This is a genomic window from Streptosporangium sp. NPDC048047 (genome assembly GCF_040653115.1).
In the GTDB taxonomy this organism is placed as follows: domain Bacteria; phylum Actinomycetota; class Actinomycetes; order Streptosporangiales; family Streptosporangiaceae; genus Streptosporangium.
In genome coordinates, this window is record NZ_JBEZNH010000023.1 from 57,734 (window position 1) to 74,788 (window position 17,055).

The window sequence follows — 17,055 nt, forward strand, 5'->3', positions numbered from 1 at the left end:
CTCGAGGAGGCCGTACCGGAAAAGAGCGGGAGCCACTCCCGATGCCGGCGGCCGTCGCCCGGCTCCCCGGCCCGGTCACGGCCGGCCCCGGTCGCGGCCCCGCGGCACGCCGGCCACCGCCACCGGGGAGCCGGGCGACCCCGGGGCCGAGAGGTCCCTGCCCTCGGCCCCGGCGGCGGCTCACCCCGCCGCGGCGCGCCGCTCGTGGCGGGCGCGGGCCAGCCGGTGGGCCTGCGACAGCAGCTCCCGCAGCACCCGCGCGGTACGGGGACCCGGGTTCACCACCGCCAGCCACGACTGGGCCCCGTAGACCGGGTGGGCGATCACGGCGTCCTCGGCGTCCTCGGCGTCACCGCCACCGCCATCGCCGCCCGGGCCGTCACCCCCGCCGGACCGGGTCCCGCCGCCCGGGCCGGAGCCCGCCCCGGACCGGGCGGCGGGACCCGGCTCGCGCGGCGCGTGACCGCTCCAGTGGACGAACGCCTCCCTGCCGGCGGCGACGTTCACCCGGAAGGCGCCCGGCCGCTCCAGGCGGGAGGTCTCGTCCTCGGGATAGTTCTTCGTCACGATCGTCGCGAAGGGCTGGACGGTCGTCGGCACGACGCCGTCGGGGGAGTAGTAGAAGAACGCATCCCCCCAGGCCAGCTCGGGGGTGCCGTCGCCGGGCTGCGGCCTGACGGCCAGGACGCCCTCCAGGCCGCTCACGAAGTCGATGATCTCATCCATGGTCATGCCTTCAAGCGTCACATTAAAGTGCCTGTGGAGACTTCACCGCATGCCACCAGGGATTCCACGATGCCAAGCCGCGAATCACCCGAAATGCGCACCGTGGACGTCGCGCGGCGCTGCGGCTACTCCGTCCAGCAGGTGCGCAACCTCGAGCGCGACGGCGTGCTGCCCCCGGCGGCCCGCTCGGCCGCCGGCCACCGCCTCTACAGCGGCGTCCACCTCGCCTCTGCGCTGGCCTACCGGGCCCTGGCCGCCGGCGCGGGCCCCGCCGAGGCCAGGAGAATCGTCCGGGCCGCCCACCGCCCACCCGCCTCGGAGGCGCTGGCCCTGCTCGACGCGGCGCACGCCCGGCTCGACGCCGAGCGCGCCCGGCTGAGGCGGGCCCGCGAGGCCGCCCGGGAGATCTCCGCCGAACCGATCGGCGACGTGCGCGCCGGCGACGCGATGAGCGTCTCCGAACTCGCCGCCGCCCTGGGCGTGCGGGCCTCGACGCTGCGGCACTGGGACGCCGAGGGCCTCGTCGTGCCCGACCGCGACCGCGGCCGTGACCGCGGGGCGCGCCGCTACACCCCCGCCCAGGTCCGCGACGCCCGGATCGTCCACCAGCTGCGCGCCGCCGGCCACCGCATCGCTCCGCTGCGGGCCCTGATGCCGCGGCTGCGCGAGCCGGGCGGCCGGCAGGACGTCACCGCCGCGCTGGACGCCCGCGACGCCGCCGTCACCGCCCGCTCCAGGGCCCTGCTCGACGGCGCGGCCGCGCTCGTCACCCTGCTCACCCCCGCCGCAGCGCCCAGCCCCCTGCCCCCGTGACCGGCGCGCGCCATATCCCCGGGGCCGCCTCCGAGGAGGCTGTTTCCGGGAACCGGTGGTTTCCGGAGACTACTGCCGCCCGCGATCTGCGGCATTCAGCCATTCGCGCAATGAGACTTCCGGCATGATCTTCATTACGCCGATCATCACCTTCGACCCGGGGAGACGAGCTTGCTGAGTAAGGTCACGCCGCAACTGGTCGTGGACGGCATCGTGCCGCTGCACCCGGTGATCTCCCCGGACGGCCGCTGGGTCGCCTACACGGCCGCCCCGGCCGGAAGGGCACAGGACCGTCCGAGCAGTGCGATCTGGATCGCCGCGACCGACGAAAGCGCACCACCCAGGCAGCTGACCGCGGGAACGGCGAAAGACTTCATGCCCCGCTGGGCGCCGGATTCGGCCTCGCTCTACTTCGGATCGGATCGGGCGCGGCGAGGCGCGACCCAGTTGCATCGGACCTCCCTCGAAGGCGGCGAGGCACAGACGCTGACCACCTGGCCGGAAGGGATCTCCGACTACCTCCCCCTCGCCGACGGCCGGCGGATCGCGGTGGTGGCCGCAAAGCCGCCGGCCGATGCCGACGAACGCGGGACGGCCGGACGCGACGACGCCAAGGTGTGGGGACAACAGGTGCCCCATGACCGGTTGTGGCTGCTGGAGCTGAATTCCGGCCGGGCACACGTGGTGGACGGATTGGACGATAGGCACGTCGTCGAACTGGCGCAACGCCCGGACGGCGGGGCCCTCGCCGTACTCAGCTGGGCGACCCCGGAGCTCGACCCCGGCTGCCGCACCTGCGAGTTGCACGCGGTCGGCCTGGAGAGCGGCGAGGTCCGGGCGCTCGGCCGGGCCGCGCTGGATGCGTCCTCACCCACCTGGTGGAACACCGGCGGCGGCTGGCACCTGTGCTACCTGGCGACGACCCTGCCCGGGCCGGTCGGGGGACGGGCTGTATACGACCTCGCCGTGCCCGGGAGCGGCGCGGCAGGAGAGCACCACAACCTGACCGGCGGCATGACCGTCTGCCCGTCCGGCCTGGCGCAGACCGCGGACGGCCCGCCGCTGGCACTGTTCGCCGACGGGCTCGACACCGCGATCCACCGCCTCGATCCGGAAACACAGCGGTTCCAGCCGATGCGTTCGGTGGAGGGCTGGGCCGCCTGGCTCACCGCGAGCCGGTCGGGGGAGATGGTCGCCATGGCGGCGAGCACGGCGTATGAGCCGATGAACATCCACGCCGGACCGCCCGCCGATCGGCTCACGCGACTCAGCGACACCAGGCCGCAGCTGCGCCAGATCACCTGGGGAACGCAAGAACGCCTCTCCTACAAGGCCTCCGACGGGCTCGACCTCGACGGGCTGCTGATCCTGCCGGCCGGAAGGAGCCGCCGCGAGGGCCCGTTCCCGCTCATCACGCTGGTGCACGGCGGCCCCTACGACAGGCACGCCGACCGGTTCATGCTCGGCGTGATCCCGTCGGGACAGTGGCTGGCGACCGCAGGGTACGCGGTCTTCCTGCCCAATCCCCGGGGCGGCGAGGGCCACGGCCATGATTTCGCGGCGACCGTCGCCGGCGCGGCCGGCATGCAGGAGTGGACTGACATCATCGGCGGCATCGACCTGCTGATCGCCGGCGGCGTCGCCGATCCGGACCGGCTGGGGATCGGCGGATGGAGCCACGGCGGGTTCATGGCCGCGTGGGCCGTCGGGCAGACGGACCGGTTCAAGGCCGCGATCGTGGGCGCCGGCATCAGCGACTGGGGCATGCTCGTCGCAACCGGTGACTGGGCGACCCTGGAAGCGGGCCTCAGCGGCAGCTGCGGCTGGGAAGGAACCGGCCCGCACCCGCACGACCGGCTCAGCCCCATCTCCCACGCCTCGAAGATCCGCACGCCCGTGCTGATCCTGCACGGCGAGAACGACACGAACGTCCCGCTCGGCCAGGCCACGTACCTCCATCGCGCCTTACGGCACTTCGGCATCGAGCACGAGTTCGTCGTCTATCCGCGGGAAGGCCACTCGATCCAGGAGCGCAGCCACCAGATCGACCTGCTGCGGCGCACCCGCGCGTGGTTCGACCGCTGGCTCGCCTGCCCCGCATCACCTCACCGCTGACGCTCCGAGCGGCTCCACGGGAACGCCACCGAGGTGAGCGTGCGCAGCCCGGCGCGCCGGCTCACGATCCGGAGCCGATGACAGGCGGCCACGCCGCCGGCCGGCGGCGCGACCCACGACAGCCGCTCCACCCTGAGCCCCGCCGGCGGCACCCGCCGGCGGGGCTCACGCCGGCAGTTCGAAGATGTGATCCAGCGCCGTCACCTGGAACAGATGCCGCAGATACGACGTCAAAGCGACGATCCGCAGGCCCGCCTCCTGCTCCCGCGCGACGTTGTAGACGTTGATCAAAGCGGCCAGGCCGGAGGAGTCGATGAAGTCGAGCCCCGACAGATCCAGGTCGAGCCGGTCCACCCCGCCGCCCAGCGCCTCCTGCGCCGCGGCGACCAGCTCGGCCGCGGTGTCGTAGTCCAGGTCACCGGTGAGCGCCAGCAGCACGGCGCCCGGCTCGCGGCTTCGCACCTCGGTGCGCAGCGGGGTCTTCTCCAGCATCTGGCGTCAGTTCTCCAACTCGCTGTGGCCGCCGTCCGCGGCGGTGATACCGCACCGCAGGATACGGCGGGCCCGGGGAAAGTCTCGCAGCTCACCGTGGAACAGGCGCAAGCCCCCGCTCAGCGCCCGCCCCGGCACCCCCCGCGCCCCCAGCACCCCGGCCGTCCAGGACACGAACCCGGCGAACAACTCATCGTCATCGACGTACAGGGCCGCCCCCAGGAAGTCCAGGATGTGGGCCAGATCGTCGGCGGTGGCCTCCAGCTGCGCCGGATCGTAGGCCGCCATCGGCGGGAAGGCGGCCACCATCTCGCTCATCACCGTCTGCAGCAGCTGCGCCCGCCGCCGCGTCAGATGCGTGTACTCCTCATCGTCCAGGTGGGCCAGCGCCACCGCGGGGGAGGGGAACGACGGCAGGCCCCCCTCGGCCAGCAGGTCGGCCGCGGCGTCGGCACTGGGCGCCCAGGCGTCGGCGCCCAGCAGCCGCGCGAACCGGCCGTCAGCGCCGAACCCCGCCCCGCCGGCCAGCACCGGCACCCCCACCGCCTGGCAGGCGCCGATCATGGCGTGCGCCCGCGGCAGCCGCAGCGCCAGCGCGCACCCCAGCGCCACCGCGTCCGGCCCCGTCTGATGCAGATGGGTGATCAGATGCGGGCCCGGCACCGACGCGCCCAGGAAGTCGACGTGCCAGCCGCGCAGCCGCAGCACCTCCGCCAGCAGCCGCGTGGGCAGCGCGTGGTACTCGCCGTCGGTGCAGGCCACCGTGACGCGCCCCAGGTGCGGCCGGGGCCGCACCCGCGCGGCGACCGCCGCCACCGCCCGCTCGCTGATCGCCGTGGCGGCGTGCTCACGCGCCACCGACCAGTCGTTGGCCGCCCACAGCTCACCCACCCGCCGCTGCGCCGGGGCGATGAGGTCCAGCAGCACCCGCTCGGCCGGCACCCCGGCCTCCAGCAGCTCCAGCACCACATCCACCGCGCCGAACTCGTCGGCGCGGCCGATGTGGCCGAAATAACGCTCACCCGCGGCCCGCAGACCGGGAAAGACGGCAGTGGTGCTCATCGCGGGCCCTCCGCTCGTACGGCCAGCAGAGCCCGGTCGTCCTGGACCCGCCCCGCCAGCCACTCGGTGCTCAGCTGCTCCAGCCGCTCCACCACCGCCGAGGCCGGCATGCCCGCGCACCCGGCCAGCGCCGCCTTCAGCCGCTGCCCGCCGTACATCTCCCGGCCCGACGGGCCGCCGAACGCCTCGGTGATGCCGTCGCTGTACAGCAGGCACACCTCACCCGGCGCCAGGTGCACGGTGACCGGCTCCAGCAGGATCCGGCGCATCGCCCCCAGCATCGAACCGCGGGAGGCGACCTCGGTGACCGTGCCGTCGGCGCGCAGCACCAGCGGCGGCGGATGCCCGGCCACCGCCAGCTCCAGCCGCACCCCGCCGCCGTCGCCGTCGGCGGCCAGGGAGCCCAGCACCAGCGTGACGAAGGAGTTCGGCACCGGTGAGGCCAGCAGGCAGCGGTTCAGCAGCTCCACCAGAGGTCCGGGCCGGCGCTCCAGCAGCGCCAGTGCCCGCAGTGACTGGCGCACCTGCCCGGCCAGCACCGCCGCCCGCGGCCCCTTGCCGCACACGTCCCCCAGCATCAGCAGCGCCTCACCCCGCGCCGTGCCGGCCGGCTCCCCGCCGGGCGCGGCGTCCTCGGGCGGGCAGACGTCGTAGAAGTCACCGCCGACCAGGCTGGTCTGCAGGGCCGCCCGCAGCGACCCCGCCAGCTCCGCCCCGGGCGGCTGCGGCAGATGCGGCGGCAGCAGCCCCCCGGTCAGGATCGAGTTCGTCGCCCCCTGCTCCTGGTACAGCGCCGCCGCCGAGATCGCCGCGCCCGCCCGGGAGGCGAAGACCCGCACCAGCGTCTCGGTCTCCTCATCGAACGGCTCACCGCCTGTGCCGCGGGCCAGGAGCAGCGCCCCGGCCGGCACCCCGTTGCCCGGCAGCGGCGTCACCAGCAGGTGCGCGGCGGCGCCGAACCCCTCCGGCAGCAGCCACTGCGGCACCTGCGCCGGATCCAGCCACCGGCTGGGCACCGGCGGGAAACCCGCCAGCGCCTCGGTCAGGCCCGGCACCTGGGCGACCTCCGCCGCCCCGATGACCCCCTCCTGCAGGACCGGCCGGCCCGGCACCGACCGCAGCCACGGCGCCTGGCGCCGCGCCGCGGGCGGCAGCACCACCATGGCGACGTCGGCCAGGAACGGCGAGGCCAGCTCCACCGCGGCGCGGGCGCAGCGGCGCGGATTGAGCGAGGAGGCCAGACGCCGCCCGGCCTCCAGCAGGAAACCGGTGCGCCGCCGCTCGGCCAGCAACGCCTCGGTGCGGTCACGCTCGGCGGTGACGTCCCGCAGATACCAGGCGCGGTGGCCCACCCCGAAGGACTCGCGCCGCACCAGCAGCCGCCGCCCGCCGCGCACCACCTCGCGGCCCTCGCCCTCGGGACATCCGGCATCGAACAGGTCGGCCTCCGTGGAGGCGGCCGCCGTCCCCGGCCGCACGGCCGGCAGCATCCGCGCCGCCGCGGCGTTGCGCGCCACCACCGTCCCCGCGGCGTCGCACAGGACCACCCCTTCGCCGCAGGCGTCCACGACGGCGCGCAGCAGCGCCTCATCCGGCGCCCGCGCCGCGACGTCGTGGAAACCCCCCGGCGGATCGCCGCACACACCGGTGCGCAGGCCACCGCGGGAGCCGCCACGGGCATCACCACGGGCATCACTGTGCGCGTCGCCGTACAGGCCGGCGGAGGCCTCACCACCTGCGGCGCCGGCGCCCTGGCCGGCGGACCGAGCTGCGGTCATCACCCAGACCTTCCGACAGACCTTCTGAATCGAGCGGTCAAACCACCCTATCCTCCGCACCGCCCCGGCGGGCCCGCCGGCCACCCTCCGTCACCGCCCGACGCCGCCCGCCGCACCGCCGCGGGCCCCTGTGCACCCCCTGTGCGCCCCCGCGCACCGTCTCGGCCCCGTGCCCCGTCACCGTACGGAGACGCCCGCCGCCCTCCACCGATCTTCTGACGGATCGTCGGCACGATATTGACTCCACGAAGTGACGTAAACGTGACCGAACTCGGCTGAACCAGGCAACCGTACTGCGCATCACCTACTAAAGTTTTGAACGCACCTTGCTGCTATGGGGGAGAAAGTCGTGCTAGACGTGGAACGCCGCAGCCTCCGGACGCCACTGGCCGCCATGGCCATGACGACCGCCGCCCTTCTGGCGACCTCCTGCTCCGGCGGAACGGCGGCGCCCGACCCCGCCGCCGAAGGACAGAAGGCACCCGCCAAGGAGACACCCGCCGGGGCCGCCATAAAGATCACCCCGGGACAGGGCAGCGGCACCGTCGCCCCGAACCGGAAGATCGTCGTCACCGCCGCCGGCGGCCCCCTCGAGGAGGTCACCGCCGAAAGCGACGGAAAACCCGTCGAAGGCACCTTCGACACCGGGCGCACCAAGTGGGTCTCCAAGCGGGCACTGAAGCCCTCCACCGCCTACACCGTCTCGGCCCGCGCCGGCGCCACCACCGCGCAGAGCAGCTTCACCACCCGCAAACCCAAGGTCGAACTGAAGGTCTCCGACGTCACCCCCGCCCTCAAGGGCGAGAAGGTCGGCATCGGCGCCCCCATCATCGTGACGTTCAACAACCCCGTCACCAACAAGGCCGCGGTGGAAAAGGCCCTGCACGTCGAATCCGAGAAACCCTCCCAGGGCGCCTGGCGCTGGACCAGCGACACCACCGTCATCTACCGCACCGCGAAATTCTGGCAGCCCCACCAGAAGATCACCTTCACCGCCAACATCACCGGCGTCCAGAGCGGCAAGGACGCCTACGGCGTCGAAGACCTCACCAAGACCATCCGGATCGGCGCCGCCCAGACCGCCGTCGTCAACGCCCGCACCCACAAGATGGTCGTCAAACGCGACGGCAAGGTCGTCAAGACCATGCTCATCAGCGCCGGCAACGGCTCCACCCGCGAATACACCACCACCAGCGGCGTCCACCTGACCATGGGCAAGGCCAACCCCGAACGGATGATCTCCCCGGGCCGCAAGAAGGGCGACCCCGGCTACTACGACCTCATGATCAACCACGCGGTGCGGTTCTCCAACAGCGGCGAATACGTCCACGCCCTCAACAACGTCTGGGCCCAGGGCCGCCAGAACGTCAGCCACGGCTGCATCAACGCCCGCCCCGACCAGGCCAAGTGGTTCTACGACCAGGTCCAGCGCGGAGACGTCATCACCATCACCGGCACCAGCCGCAAACTGGAATGGAACAACGGCTGGGGCTTCTGGCAGATGCCGTTCAGCCAGTGGAAGAAGGGCAGCGCCCTGACCGGCGCCGACAGCTGACCCTTCGCCCCCGCGCCGGACGGACGACCACCGCAAGGCGCAGGCGGGGGAGAAGGACCCCTCCATCAGGGCCCCGCGCGCCGCACCGGCGCACGGGGCCCCGGCCTTTCCCCGCCCTCCCGAGCCCGCCCGAGCGCCCGGCTCCCGGCACGTTCACCTCCGCCCCGGAGGAGCGCCGCATCTCACAGCAACGGCAGCTGCCGATGACCCGGCAACGCCAGCGGCAAAGGCTGCTCCGGCCGCTCGGCCCCCAGCCCGTAACGCGCCGCCAGCTGCAGCACCTGAGCCGTCACCGCCCGCACATACCCCTCCTCGGCGTCCGCACCCCGCGCGTACAGCTCGCCGTAACGCTCCACCAGCCGCGGATGACGCTCACCCAGCCACGCCAGATACCACTCCCGCGCCCCCCGCGGCAGCCGCAGCACCCGCGGCTCCACACTCACCGCCCCCGCCGCCGCCACCCGCCGCACCGTCGCCGCCAGCTGATCCGCAGAATCGGTCACCAGCGGCAGCACCGGCGCCATCGCCACCCCGCACGCCACCCCCCGCTCACCAAGCTCCGCCACCAGCTCCAGCCGCTTCTGCGCGCTCGGCGCCCCCGGCTCGGCCCACCGCCGCACCTGCTCGTCGACGAACGCGATCGACACCACCACCCCCGCCCCCGGCGCCCCCGCCAGAAGATCGGCGTCCCGCAGCACCAGCGGGCTCTTGGTGAACACCGTGAACGGCGCCCCCGCCTCCCGCAACGCCGCCACCAGCTGCGGCATCAGCCGGTAAACCTCCTCAGCGGGCTGGTAGCAGTCACCCCCCACCCCCACACTCACATGCTCGCCGTCCCACACCGAGGCCAGCTCCGCCCGCAACCGCCGCACGATGTCGGGCCGCACCACCACCGTCGAGTCGAACCCCGCCCCCGCATCCAGCCCCAGCCGCCGATGCGCGCCCCGCGCCGCGCAGTACCGGCACCCCAGCTCACACCCCCGGTACGGGCTCAGCGACCACCCGCCGCCCGAACGCTCCAGCGCCACCCGAGCCGGAGCCTCATAACACGTCAGATCCCCCAGGACACGCCGGACGGCGCTGCGCCCGATCCGCGGCCCGCCCCGCGGCGGCGGCTCCTCCAGCAACGCCGGCGACTCCCATCGCATCCGATCAGTGGAACACGCATTCGACACCACCCGCAAGTCGCCTCCGTCCCCTCCCGCCCCGCCGCCCGCGGAAATCCACTGGCCCGGCATCGCCCGCCACCCCTACCCTGAGCGGATGCTCAACCCCTCCTACCCGCTGCGCACCGAACGCCTCATCCTGCGCCCCTTCACCGAAGACGACCTGCAGGCCCTGCACGCCATCCACCGCCTGCCCGAAGTCGCCCGCCACCTGTACTGGGAACCCCACGACCTGGAGCAGACCCGCACCTCCCTGAAGAAGAAGATCACCTTCTCGACCCTGACCGACGAGGGCCAGGCCCTCAGCCTGGCGGTGGAGCTGACCGCCACCGGCGAACTCATCGGCGACGCCACCCTGTTCTGGCACAGCCGCACCCACGAAAGCGGCGAGATCGGCTACATCTTCCACCCCGGCCACCACGGCAACGGCTACGCCACCGAAACCGCCCGCATGCTGCTGCACCTGGGCTTCGGCGAACTGGGCCTGCACCGCATCACCGGCCGCCTCGACGGCCGCAACCACGCCTCGGCCCGCGTCCTGGAACGCCTCGGCATGCGCCGCGAAGCCCACCTGGTGGAAAACGAGCTCGTCAAAGGCGAATGGACCGACGAGGTGATCTACGCGATGCTGCGCCGCGAGTGGGACGCCCGCCCCTGAGGCAAGGAGACGCGATGACCATCCTGCACCTGGCCCTGGCCGCCGACTGGGACGCCGCCCGCCAGGCGGGGGAGTATCGCGTCTCCACCCTCGGCCGCACCCTGGAGGAGGAGGGCTTCATCCACGCCTGCGCCGACGAGGCCCAGCTGCACGCCGTCGCCCGCCGCTACTACCGCGACGTCACCGGCCCGTTGCTGCTGCTGACCATCGACCCCACCGGCCTGGACGTCCGCCTGGAGATCCCCGCCGGCGCCGAGGAGGCCTTCCCCCACCTGTACGGGCCGCTGCCGCTCACCGCGGTCGTCTCCGCCGCCCCCTACAGCCGCCCCTGACCCCTCACCCGCCGCGCGCCGGCGGCCGAAACCGCAGGGCGGGGGCGGCGGGGACCACGATCCCCGCCGCCCCCGCCCCGCCCCGGGGGAGGGGGGACACGCCCTCTCACCCCGGGGCGGACCCCGCCACCGCGACCGGCGAACCAGCGACCGGCCACCGCCCCCCGCCCGCGCCTTCACGCGCGGCGGCCTTCACGCGCACAGCGTCCGCTGGATGCGCCGCGCCGCGAACGCCAGACCCGCCGCCGCCATCACCACCAGATACCCCGCGTGCCCCGCAAGACCCCAGCCCACCTGCCCGATCGCCAGCCCCCGCACCAGCTCCACCGCGTGGAACAACGGCGTCGCCACCACCACGGCCTCCATCACCGCCGGATAGTCCGACACGGGGGAGAACGTCCCGGAGAACAGGAACAACGCGAACTGCCCCGTGCTCAGCAGATCGAAATCCTGCCAGCCCCGCATCAGCGTGCTGATCGCCATCCCGGCCCCACCGAACGCCAGGCCCACCAGCAGCGTCGCCGGGAACGCCGCCAGCGCCCACCACCCGCCGGTCAGCCCCATCGCCACCATCACCACCAGGAACGCCCCCGTGTAGAGGCTGCTGCGCACCAGCGCCCACGCCAGCTCACCCACCGCGATCTCCACCGGCCGCACCGGCGTCGCCAAAATCGCCTCGAACGTCTTGGCGTACCTCATCTTGAAGAAGAAGTTGAACGTCGTCTCCGCCAGCGCCCCCGACATCGCCGAGACCGCCAGCATCGCCGGCGCGACGAACGCCGCGTAGTCCACCATCCGCCCGCCGCCCACCTCCAGCCGCCCCACCAGCGCCCCCACGCCCACACCGATCGACAGCAGGTACAGCACCGGCTCGAAGAACCCCGAGACCACCACCAGCCAGTACGCCGGACCAGAACGAAGCGCCCCGACGTTGCGGCCCATCACCGCGCCGACGCGGACCGGCGACAGCCGCGCCGCCACCATCGCAGAAACCATGACCTCCCCCTCCGGGGCCGTGAAGGGCCCTCCACGGCCCTCCCGGCTCTCGTCAGTCCCGCAGCCGCGCGCCGAACGCCGACACCGCCCACGCCGTACCCGCCGCGGCCCACACCAGCAGGCACGCCACATGCGCCCACACCGGCCACGCCGGCGAAACCCCCAGCGTCGCCGCCCGGCTCAGCTCCACCCCGTGCCACAGCGGCGAAAGACACGCCAGGACCCGCGCCGGCCCCGGAAGCTGGTCCACGGGGAAGAACACCCCCGAGAACAACGCCGAAGGGATCACCACGAACCGGAACAGCAACGCGAAGTAGCTGTCGTGCTCCACCGTCGCGGCGAACGCCGTCACCGGCGCCGCCGCCGCCAGCCCCACCAGCGCCACCGCCGGCAGGCTCAGCACCGCCCACGGCGAACGCAACGCGCCGAACAGCGCCGTCACCCCCAGGAACACCGCCGCCGCCACGCTCACCCGCAGCAGGACGTACAGCAGCCTCCCGGCGACCATCTCACCGACCCGCACCGGCGCGGCGTACATCGCGTGGTAGGAGCGCACCCATCTGAAGTCGCCCATCACCGCGTACGTCGACTCGCCGATCGCCGTCTGGAACGCCGCCGAGGCCAGCACCCCCGGCGTGATCCACGCCAGATACCCCACCCCGCCCACCCGGCCGACGTGCCCGCCCACCCCCAGCCCGATGCTGACCAGAAACAGCACCGGCAGCACGAAGGAGGAGAACACCGACCCCCGCCACAGCCGCCGGTACATCACCAGATGCCGCTCCAGCACCGCCGCCGTCGCACCCACGGCCACCCTCACTCCACCAGCGTCCGGCCGGTCAGCTGCAGGAACACATCCTCCAGCGTCGAGCGCCGCACCAGCACCCCCGACGGCGCAAGCCCCCGCCGGCGCACCTCCGCCACCGCGCCGTCCCCGTCATCGACGTACAGAAGGACCCGGTCCGGCAGCACCTCGGCGCGGCCCACCCCCGCCAGCTTGCCGGCGTGGTCGCCCTCCTCGGCGAAGCGCAGCTCCACCACCTCCGGCGTGCAGTGCGCCGCGATCAGCGAACGCGGCGAGCCCTCGGCGACGATCCGCCCGCCGTCCATCACCACCAGCCGGTCGCACAACTGCTCGGCCTCGTCCATGTAGTGCGTCGTCAGCACCAGCGTCACCCCCTGCTTCCGCAGGCGGAACAATCGCTCCCACAGCAGGTGACGCGCCTGCGGGTCCAGCCCCGTGGTCGGCTCGTCCAGCAGCACCAGCGCCGGATCGCCCACCATCGCCCGCGCGATCGTCAGGCGCCGCTTCATGCCGCCCGACAACGGCTCCACCTGGCTCGCGGCCCGGTCGCGCAGCCGGGCGAAGTCCAGCAGCTCATCGGCGCGGCGCCGCGCCTCCGCCCGCGACAAACCGAAATAACGGGCATAAGTCGTCAAGTTCTCACGAACCGTCAAATCCGGATCCAAATTGTCCAGCTGAGGACACACCCCCAACCGCCCCCGGATCCGCACCCCGTCCCGCACCGGATCCAACCCGAAAATCCGCAACTCACCCGCCGACGGCATCGACACACAACCGATCATCCGCATCGTCGACGACTTCCCCGCCCCATTGGGACCCAGGAAACCGAACGCCTCACCCGGCGCCACATCCAGATCGATCCCATCGACCGCGGTGAAATCCCCGAAACGTTTGACCAGACCACGCGCGTGAATAAGAGACTGCACAGCCACGAACCCGGACCGTAACAGAAACCCCCGACAAACCCGAAAGAACCGAACCCCGGCCCACCGGCCCGCCCCGGCGACACCCCCCTCGGCCCCCGAGCCCCCCGGCGACCCACCCGCGAAGGACAACCCATGTCGGACTCCCTGCTCATCCCTGCCGTGACGATCCTGCTCGCCCTCATCGCCATCGCCCTCATCATCTGGGCCGTCCGCATCACCCAGCGCCCCCGCAACGCCCTGCTGCACGGCGGCCTCAGCCCCGAACTCCTCGCCCGCGCCCTCGAACTCAAAACCACCGGCCACACCGACCAGGCCGTCTTCCTCGTCCGCGGCGAAACCGGCCTCAGCCACCGCGCCGCCACCCGCCTGGTCAGAAGACTCAAGGCCTGAACGGCGACCCGGCGACCGGCCACGTCGACGAACCCCGCGGACCGATCACCCGCCGCACCCCCGGCGAGGCCCCCCGCGTGAGGTGAAGACCCTCCACGCCGAACGCTCATCTGGCGGGGCTGCGTGGGGCGGGCCGGCCGCCACTTCGTGGACGTCCTGCTCGGCGGTCCCCTCCGGCGCTCACCGGCGAGCAGTGGCGCGAGGTCCTGGCCTTCGCCCTCGCCGCCCAGGAGCCGGCCAGGACGGGCTGCGCGGCCACCCCCGTCGCCACCCCCGTCGCCACGGCCGAGCCCAATGGGCCGGCCGCCAGGTAAGACAGACGTGACATTTCATGCGGGCGGCGCTTCAATGGCTCGATTATGGACGATGCCGAAATGGCGGTGGAGCGGGTGGTCTCGCCCGTCCTCGTCGGCCGGGACGCGGAGATGCGGCGGCTGCGGGCGGCGGTGCGGCGTCCCCCGGCCGTCGTCATGATCGAGGGCGAGGCCGGCATCGGCAAGACGCGGCTGGTCAGCGAACTGGCCGCCGAGCTGCGTGACCGCCCGCCGCCCGCCGCCGAGCAGCCTGATCGGCCGCCGCTCGTCGGTGGGTGCCCGCAGATTCGGGAGCCGTTCCCGCTCGGGCCCGTCATCGAGGCGTTGCGCGGCGCGGCCGGGAGGTTGCCCGAGGGAGGCCTGTCGCCGGTGACCGGCGCGCTGCGCCCGCTGCTGCCCGAGCTCGCCGCCGTCCTCCCGGCCGAGCCCGGCCCGCTGGACGACCCCGCCGGGCTGCGGCATCGCGTGTTCCGCGGGCTCGCGGAGCTGCTCGCCGCGCTCGGCCGGGCCGTCCTGGTGCTGGAGGATCTGCACTGGGCCGACGAGCAGACGGTCGAATTCCTCGGCTACCTGCTCGCCGACCCGCCGCCCGGGCTCGTCCTCGTGCTCACGTTCCGCGGTGAGGAGGCTGGTCCCGGGCTGCGGGCGCTCACCGCGCGGTTACGTCCTGAGCTCACCCATGCCCACCTCGTGCTGGCCCCGCTGGACGCCGCCCGGACGAACGAGCTGACGGCCTCGATCCTGGGCACCGCGCAGGTGTCGGACGAGTTCGCCGCCTACCTGTGCGAGCGCACGTCGGGCCTGCCGTACGCCATCCAGGAGCTGGTCGCGCTGCTGCGGGCCCGCGGCGTCCTGGTCCAGCGCGGTACCAGGTGGGCGCGCAAGACGCTCGACGCGCTGGGCGTACCGGCCGGGGTACGCGACTCCGTACTGGAACGGGTGCGCGGCCTGAGCGCGAACGCGCAGGCGGTGGCGGAGGCCGCGGCGGTGCTGCGGGTGGCCGTGCCGGTGCCCGATCTCGTGGCCACCTGCCGCGTACCGGAGCAGGACGCCCACGAGGGCCTGGACGAGCTTCTCGACCGCGGCCTGTTCGCCGAGCACGCCGGCATGGCGGGCTTCAGGCATGCGCTGGCCGTCCAGGCGGTGTACGGGAGCATCCCGCTGCCCAGACGCCAGGACCTGCACGTCCGCGCCGCCAAGGCGGTGGCGCGGCAAAATCCCACGCCGCTCGGCCAGATCGCCCACCACCACCGTCACGCCGGCCAGCACGACGCGTGGGTGGACGCCGCGGAGAAGGCGGCCGACCAGGCCGTGGCCCTCGCCAACGACGCGGAGGCCGAACGCCTGCTGGAGGCGGTCCTGCGGCACGCCCCCCTCGACCCGGAACGCGAGGGCAGGCTGGCGGCGAAACTGGGCTGGGCGGGCGGTTACGCGCTGGGCGCCGACGAGCTCATCGGCCTGCTGCGCGCCGCCGCCGCCCGCCAGCCGCCCGGACCGGTGCGCGGCGAGCTGAACTACCTCATCGGGCTGAAGCTGGAGGCCGGAGGCGCCGTGCCGGAGCTCACCCGCGGGGCCATGATCGAGGCGGTCGCCGATCTCGCCGACCGCCCGGTGCTGGCCGCGTACGCGATGGCGGGCCTGGGCATGCCGAGAACCCCCGGTGTCCCGCTCGCCGAGCACCTGCGCTGGCTCGACCTGGCGCTCGAACGGCTGCCCGAGATCGCGGAGCCGGAGCGGCGTATCTCCGTGCTCGGCAAGGTCGCCATGGTGCTGACCCTCGTCGGCGACCCGCGCGGGGCGAGCCTGACCGGGCAGGTCGTGGCGCGGACCGGCGGCCGTCCGACGAACCGGTGGGAGGTGGTGGCCTACGACTCGATCGGCGAGGTCGCCTGCCTGGCCGGGCATCACGACACCGCGTACCGCCTGCTGGACGCCGCGCTGGCCGAGGCGGCCGAGCACGACGTCACCGGCCTGATCGAGTCCAGGTGCCGGTTGAACCTGGCGACTCTGGCGTACTGCCGGGGTTCCTGGGACGGCGTGGCGGACGAGCTCGAGGCGTTGCGGGTGCGTTTCGCCGACCTGCCCAGTTTCCGCCTCACCGCGGACACCGTGTCCGGCTGCCTGGCCCTCGCGCGCGGGCGGGCCGACGCCGCGCGGCTCGACGACCTGGTGCGCGCGAACCTGGAGACGGGCGCGGCCGACGTGCTCGCGCTGCCGGTGAGCGCGCTGCTGCGGCTGGCCGCCGCACAGGGCCGGGCAGGGGAGGCCGTGGCGCGTACCGGCGAGGCGTTCTCGTTGTGGGCGGCCAAGGGATTGTGGCCGGTGGGTGTTCGGGCGGTTCCCGCACTGGTCGAAGCCCTGATGGGGCTGGGCAGGGTCGATGAGGCCGGGGAGCTGCTGGCACGTCTCGAAGGCGAGCTCGCCGCGCTGGACGCGCCGCTCGCGCGGGCGGCGCTCGGCCATGCGCGGGGCTTCCTGTCCGCCGACGCCGTGCGCCTCATGGACGCGGCGGCCTCGTACGACCGGCTGGGGGCGCCGTACGAGGCGGCACAGGCGCGCGAGCACGCGGCCGCGCTGCTGCTCACCGCCGGTGACGAGCGGGGGGCGTCGATCCTGGAGGCCGCCCTGCACGCGTACGGCGGGCTCGGCGCCGCCTGGGACCTCGACCGGGCCGGCCGGCTGAGCAGGCGCTGGGGCCTGCCCGTACCGGCCCGGCATCGCGGCGGCCCGCGTGGTTACGGGTCCGCGCTCTCCCCCAGGGAGGACGCGGTGGCCAGGCTGGCCGCCACCGGCCTGACCAACAAGGAGATCGCCAAGGAGCTGTTCCTGTCGGCCAAGACCGTGGACAAGCACCTGGGGTCGGCCATGCGCAAGCTGGGCCTGCGGTCCCGCGCGGGGCTGGCGCACCGCCTCGACGCCTGACTATT

Annotated in this window: 15 protein-coding genes; 7 read left to right on the forward strand and 8 right to left on the reverse strand. The window is 73.6% G+C overall.

What is annotated here, in order from left to right; all coding sequences use genetic code 11:
- Positions 1–180: 180 nt before the first annotated feature.
- On the reverse strand, positions 181–732 hold the full coding sequence (locus AB0D67_RS20905; RefSeq protein ID WP_362937920.1) for a DUF6194 family protein: 552 nt from the start codon (positions 730–732) through the stop codon (positions 181–183).
- An 87-nt stretch (positions 733–819) separates the two neighbouring features.
- Here AB0D67_RS20905 and AB0D67_RS20910 point away from each other — a divergent pair, with 87 nt between their 5' ends.
- Both AB0D67_RS20910 and AB0D67_RS20915 read left to right on the forward strand, forming a co-directional pair.
- Positions 820–1,539 (forward strand): MerR family transcriptional regulator, encoded by a 720-nt coding sequence (locus AB0D67_RS20910; protein ID WP_362937923.1) that lies wholly within the window; start codon positions 820–822, stop codon positions 1,537–1,539.
- Positions 1,540–1,710: 171 nt separating this feature from the next.
- The gene (locus AB0D67_RS20915) at positions 1,711–3,654 is read left to right on the forward strand and encodes a S9 family peptidase (protein ID WP_362937926.1); all 1,944 of its coding nucleotides are present in this window, start codon (positions 1,711–1,713) and stop codon (positions 3,652–3,654) included.
- A gap of 165 nt (positions 3,655–3,819) precedes the next feature.
- Here AB0D67_RS20915 and AB0D67_RS20920 read toward each other — a convergent pair whose 3' ends face one another.
- The 3 genes from AB0D67_RS20920 to AB0D67_RS20930 are packed head-to-tail and all read right to left on the reverse strand — an operon-like array spanning position 3,820 to position 6,986.
- Complete coding sequence (locus AB0D67_RS20920) at positions 3,820–4,146, reverse strand: STAS domain-containing protein (protein ID WP_362937929.1); 327 nt, start codon at positions 4,144–4,146, stop codon at positions 3,820–3,822.
- A 6-nt stretch (positions 4,147–4,152) separates the two neighbouring features.
- On the reverse strand, positions 4,153–5,208 hold the full coding sequence (locus AB0D67_RS20925; RefSeq protein ID WP_362937932.1) for a B12-binding domain-containing protein: 1,056 nt from the start codon (positions 5,206–5,208) through the stop codon (positions 4,153–4,155).
- Positions 5,205–6,986, reverse strand: coding sequence for a PP2C family protein-serine/threonine phosphatase (locus tag AB0D67_RS20930; RefSeq protein ID WP_362937935.1), 1,782 nt, complete (start codon positions 6,984–6,986; stop codon positions 5,205–5,207). The genes AB0D67_RS20925 and AB0D67_RS20930 overlap by 4 nt, the downstream gene beginning before the upstream one ends.
- Positions 6,987–7,320: 334 nt before the next feature.
- Between AB0D67_RS20930 and AB0D67_RS20935 the strand changes: the two genes are divergently transcribed.
- Positions 7,321–8,541: an Ig-like domain-containing protein gene (locus tag AB0D67_RS20935; protein WP_362937938.1), complete on the forward strand. Its 1,221-nt coding sequence runs from the start codon at positions 7,321–7,323 to the stop codon at positions 8,539–8,541.
- Between the two features lie 182 nt (positions 8,542–8,723).
- Here the strand turns inward: AB0D67_RS20935 and AB0D67_RS20940 are convergent, their stop codons facing one another.
- Positions 8,724–9,689 (reverse strand): radical SAM protein, encoded by a 966-nt coding sequence (locus AB0D67_RS20940; RefSeq protein ID WP_362937941.1) that lies wholly within the window; start codon positions 9,687–9,689, stop codon positions 8,724–8,726.
- Positions 9,690–9,696: 7 nt separating this feature from the next.
- Here AB0D67_RS20940 and AB0D67_RS20945 point away from each other — a divergent pair, with 7 nt between their 5' ends.
- Both AB0D67_RS20945 and AB0D67_RS20950 read left to right on the forward strand, forming a co-directional pair.
- A complete protein-coding gene (locus AB0D67_RS20945) occupies positions 9,697–10,365 on the forward strand; it encodes a GNAT family N-acetyltransferase (RefSeq protein WP_362937944.1) in 669 nt (222 codons plus the stop codon).
- A 14-nt stretch (positions 10,366–10,379) separates the two neighbouring features.
- A complete protein-coding gene (locus tag AB0D67_RS20950) occupies positions 10,380–10,697 on the forward strand; it encodes a DUF952 domain-containing protein (RefSeq protein ID WP_362937947.1) in 318 nt (105 codons plus the stop codon).
- A 192-nt stretch (positions 10,698–10,889) separates the two neighbouring features.
- Here AB0D67_RS20950 and AB0D67_RS20955 read toward each other — a convergent pair whose 3' ends face one another.
- Genes AB0D67_RS20955 through AB0D67_RS20965 form a run of 3 tightly spaced genes read right to left on the reverse strand, consistent with a single transcriptional unit; the run spans position 10,890 to position 13,430 of the window.
- Entirely contained in the window at positions 10,890–11,693 is an 804-nt protein-coding gene (locus AB0D67_RS20955) for an ABC transporter permease (protein ID WP_362937950.1), read from the reverse strand.
- Between the two features lie 52 nt (positions 11,694–11,745).
- Entirely contained in the window at positions 11,746–12,507 is a 762-nt protein-coding gene (locus tag AB0D67_RS20960; protein WP_362937953.1) for an ABC transporter permease, read from the reverse strand.
- Between the two features lie 2 nt (positions 12,508–12,509).
- A complete protein-coding gene (locus AB0D67_RS20965; protein WP_362937956.1) occupies positions 12,510–13,430 on the reverse strand; it encodes an ABC transporter ATP-binding protein in 921 nt (306 codons plus the stop codon).
- A gap of 126 nt (positions 13,431–13,556) precedes the next feature.
- Between AB0D67_RS20965 and AB0D67_RS20970 the strand changes: the two genes are divergently transcribed.
- Positions 13,557–13,814 (forward strand): hypothetical protein, encoded by a 258-nt coding sequence (locus AB0D67_RS20970; RefSeq protein WP_362937959.1) that lies wholly within the window; start codon positions 13,557–13,559, stop codon positions 13,812–13,814.
- Positions 13,815–14,173: 359 nt separating this feature from the next.
- A complete protein-coding gene (locus tag AB0D67_RS20975) occupies positions 14,174–17,050 on the forward strand; it encodes an AAA family ATPase (RefSeq protein WP_362937962.1) in 2,877 nt (958 codons plus the stop codon).
- Positions 17,051–17,055 lie beyond the last annotated feature (5 nt).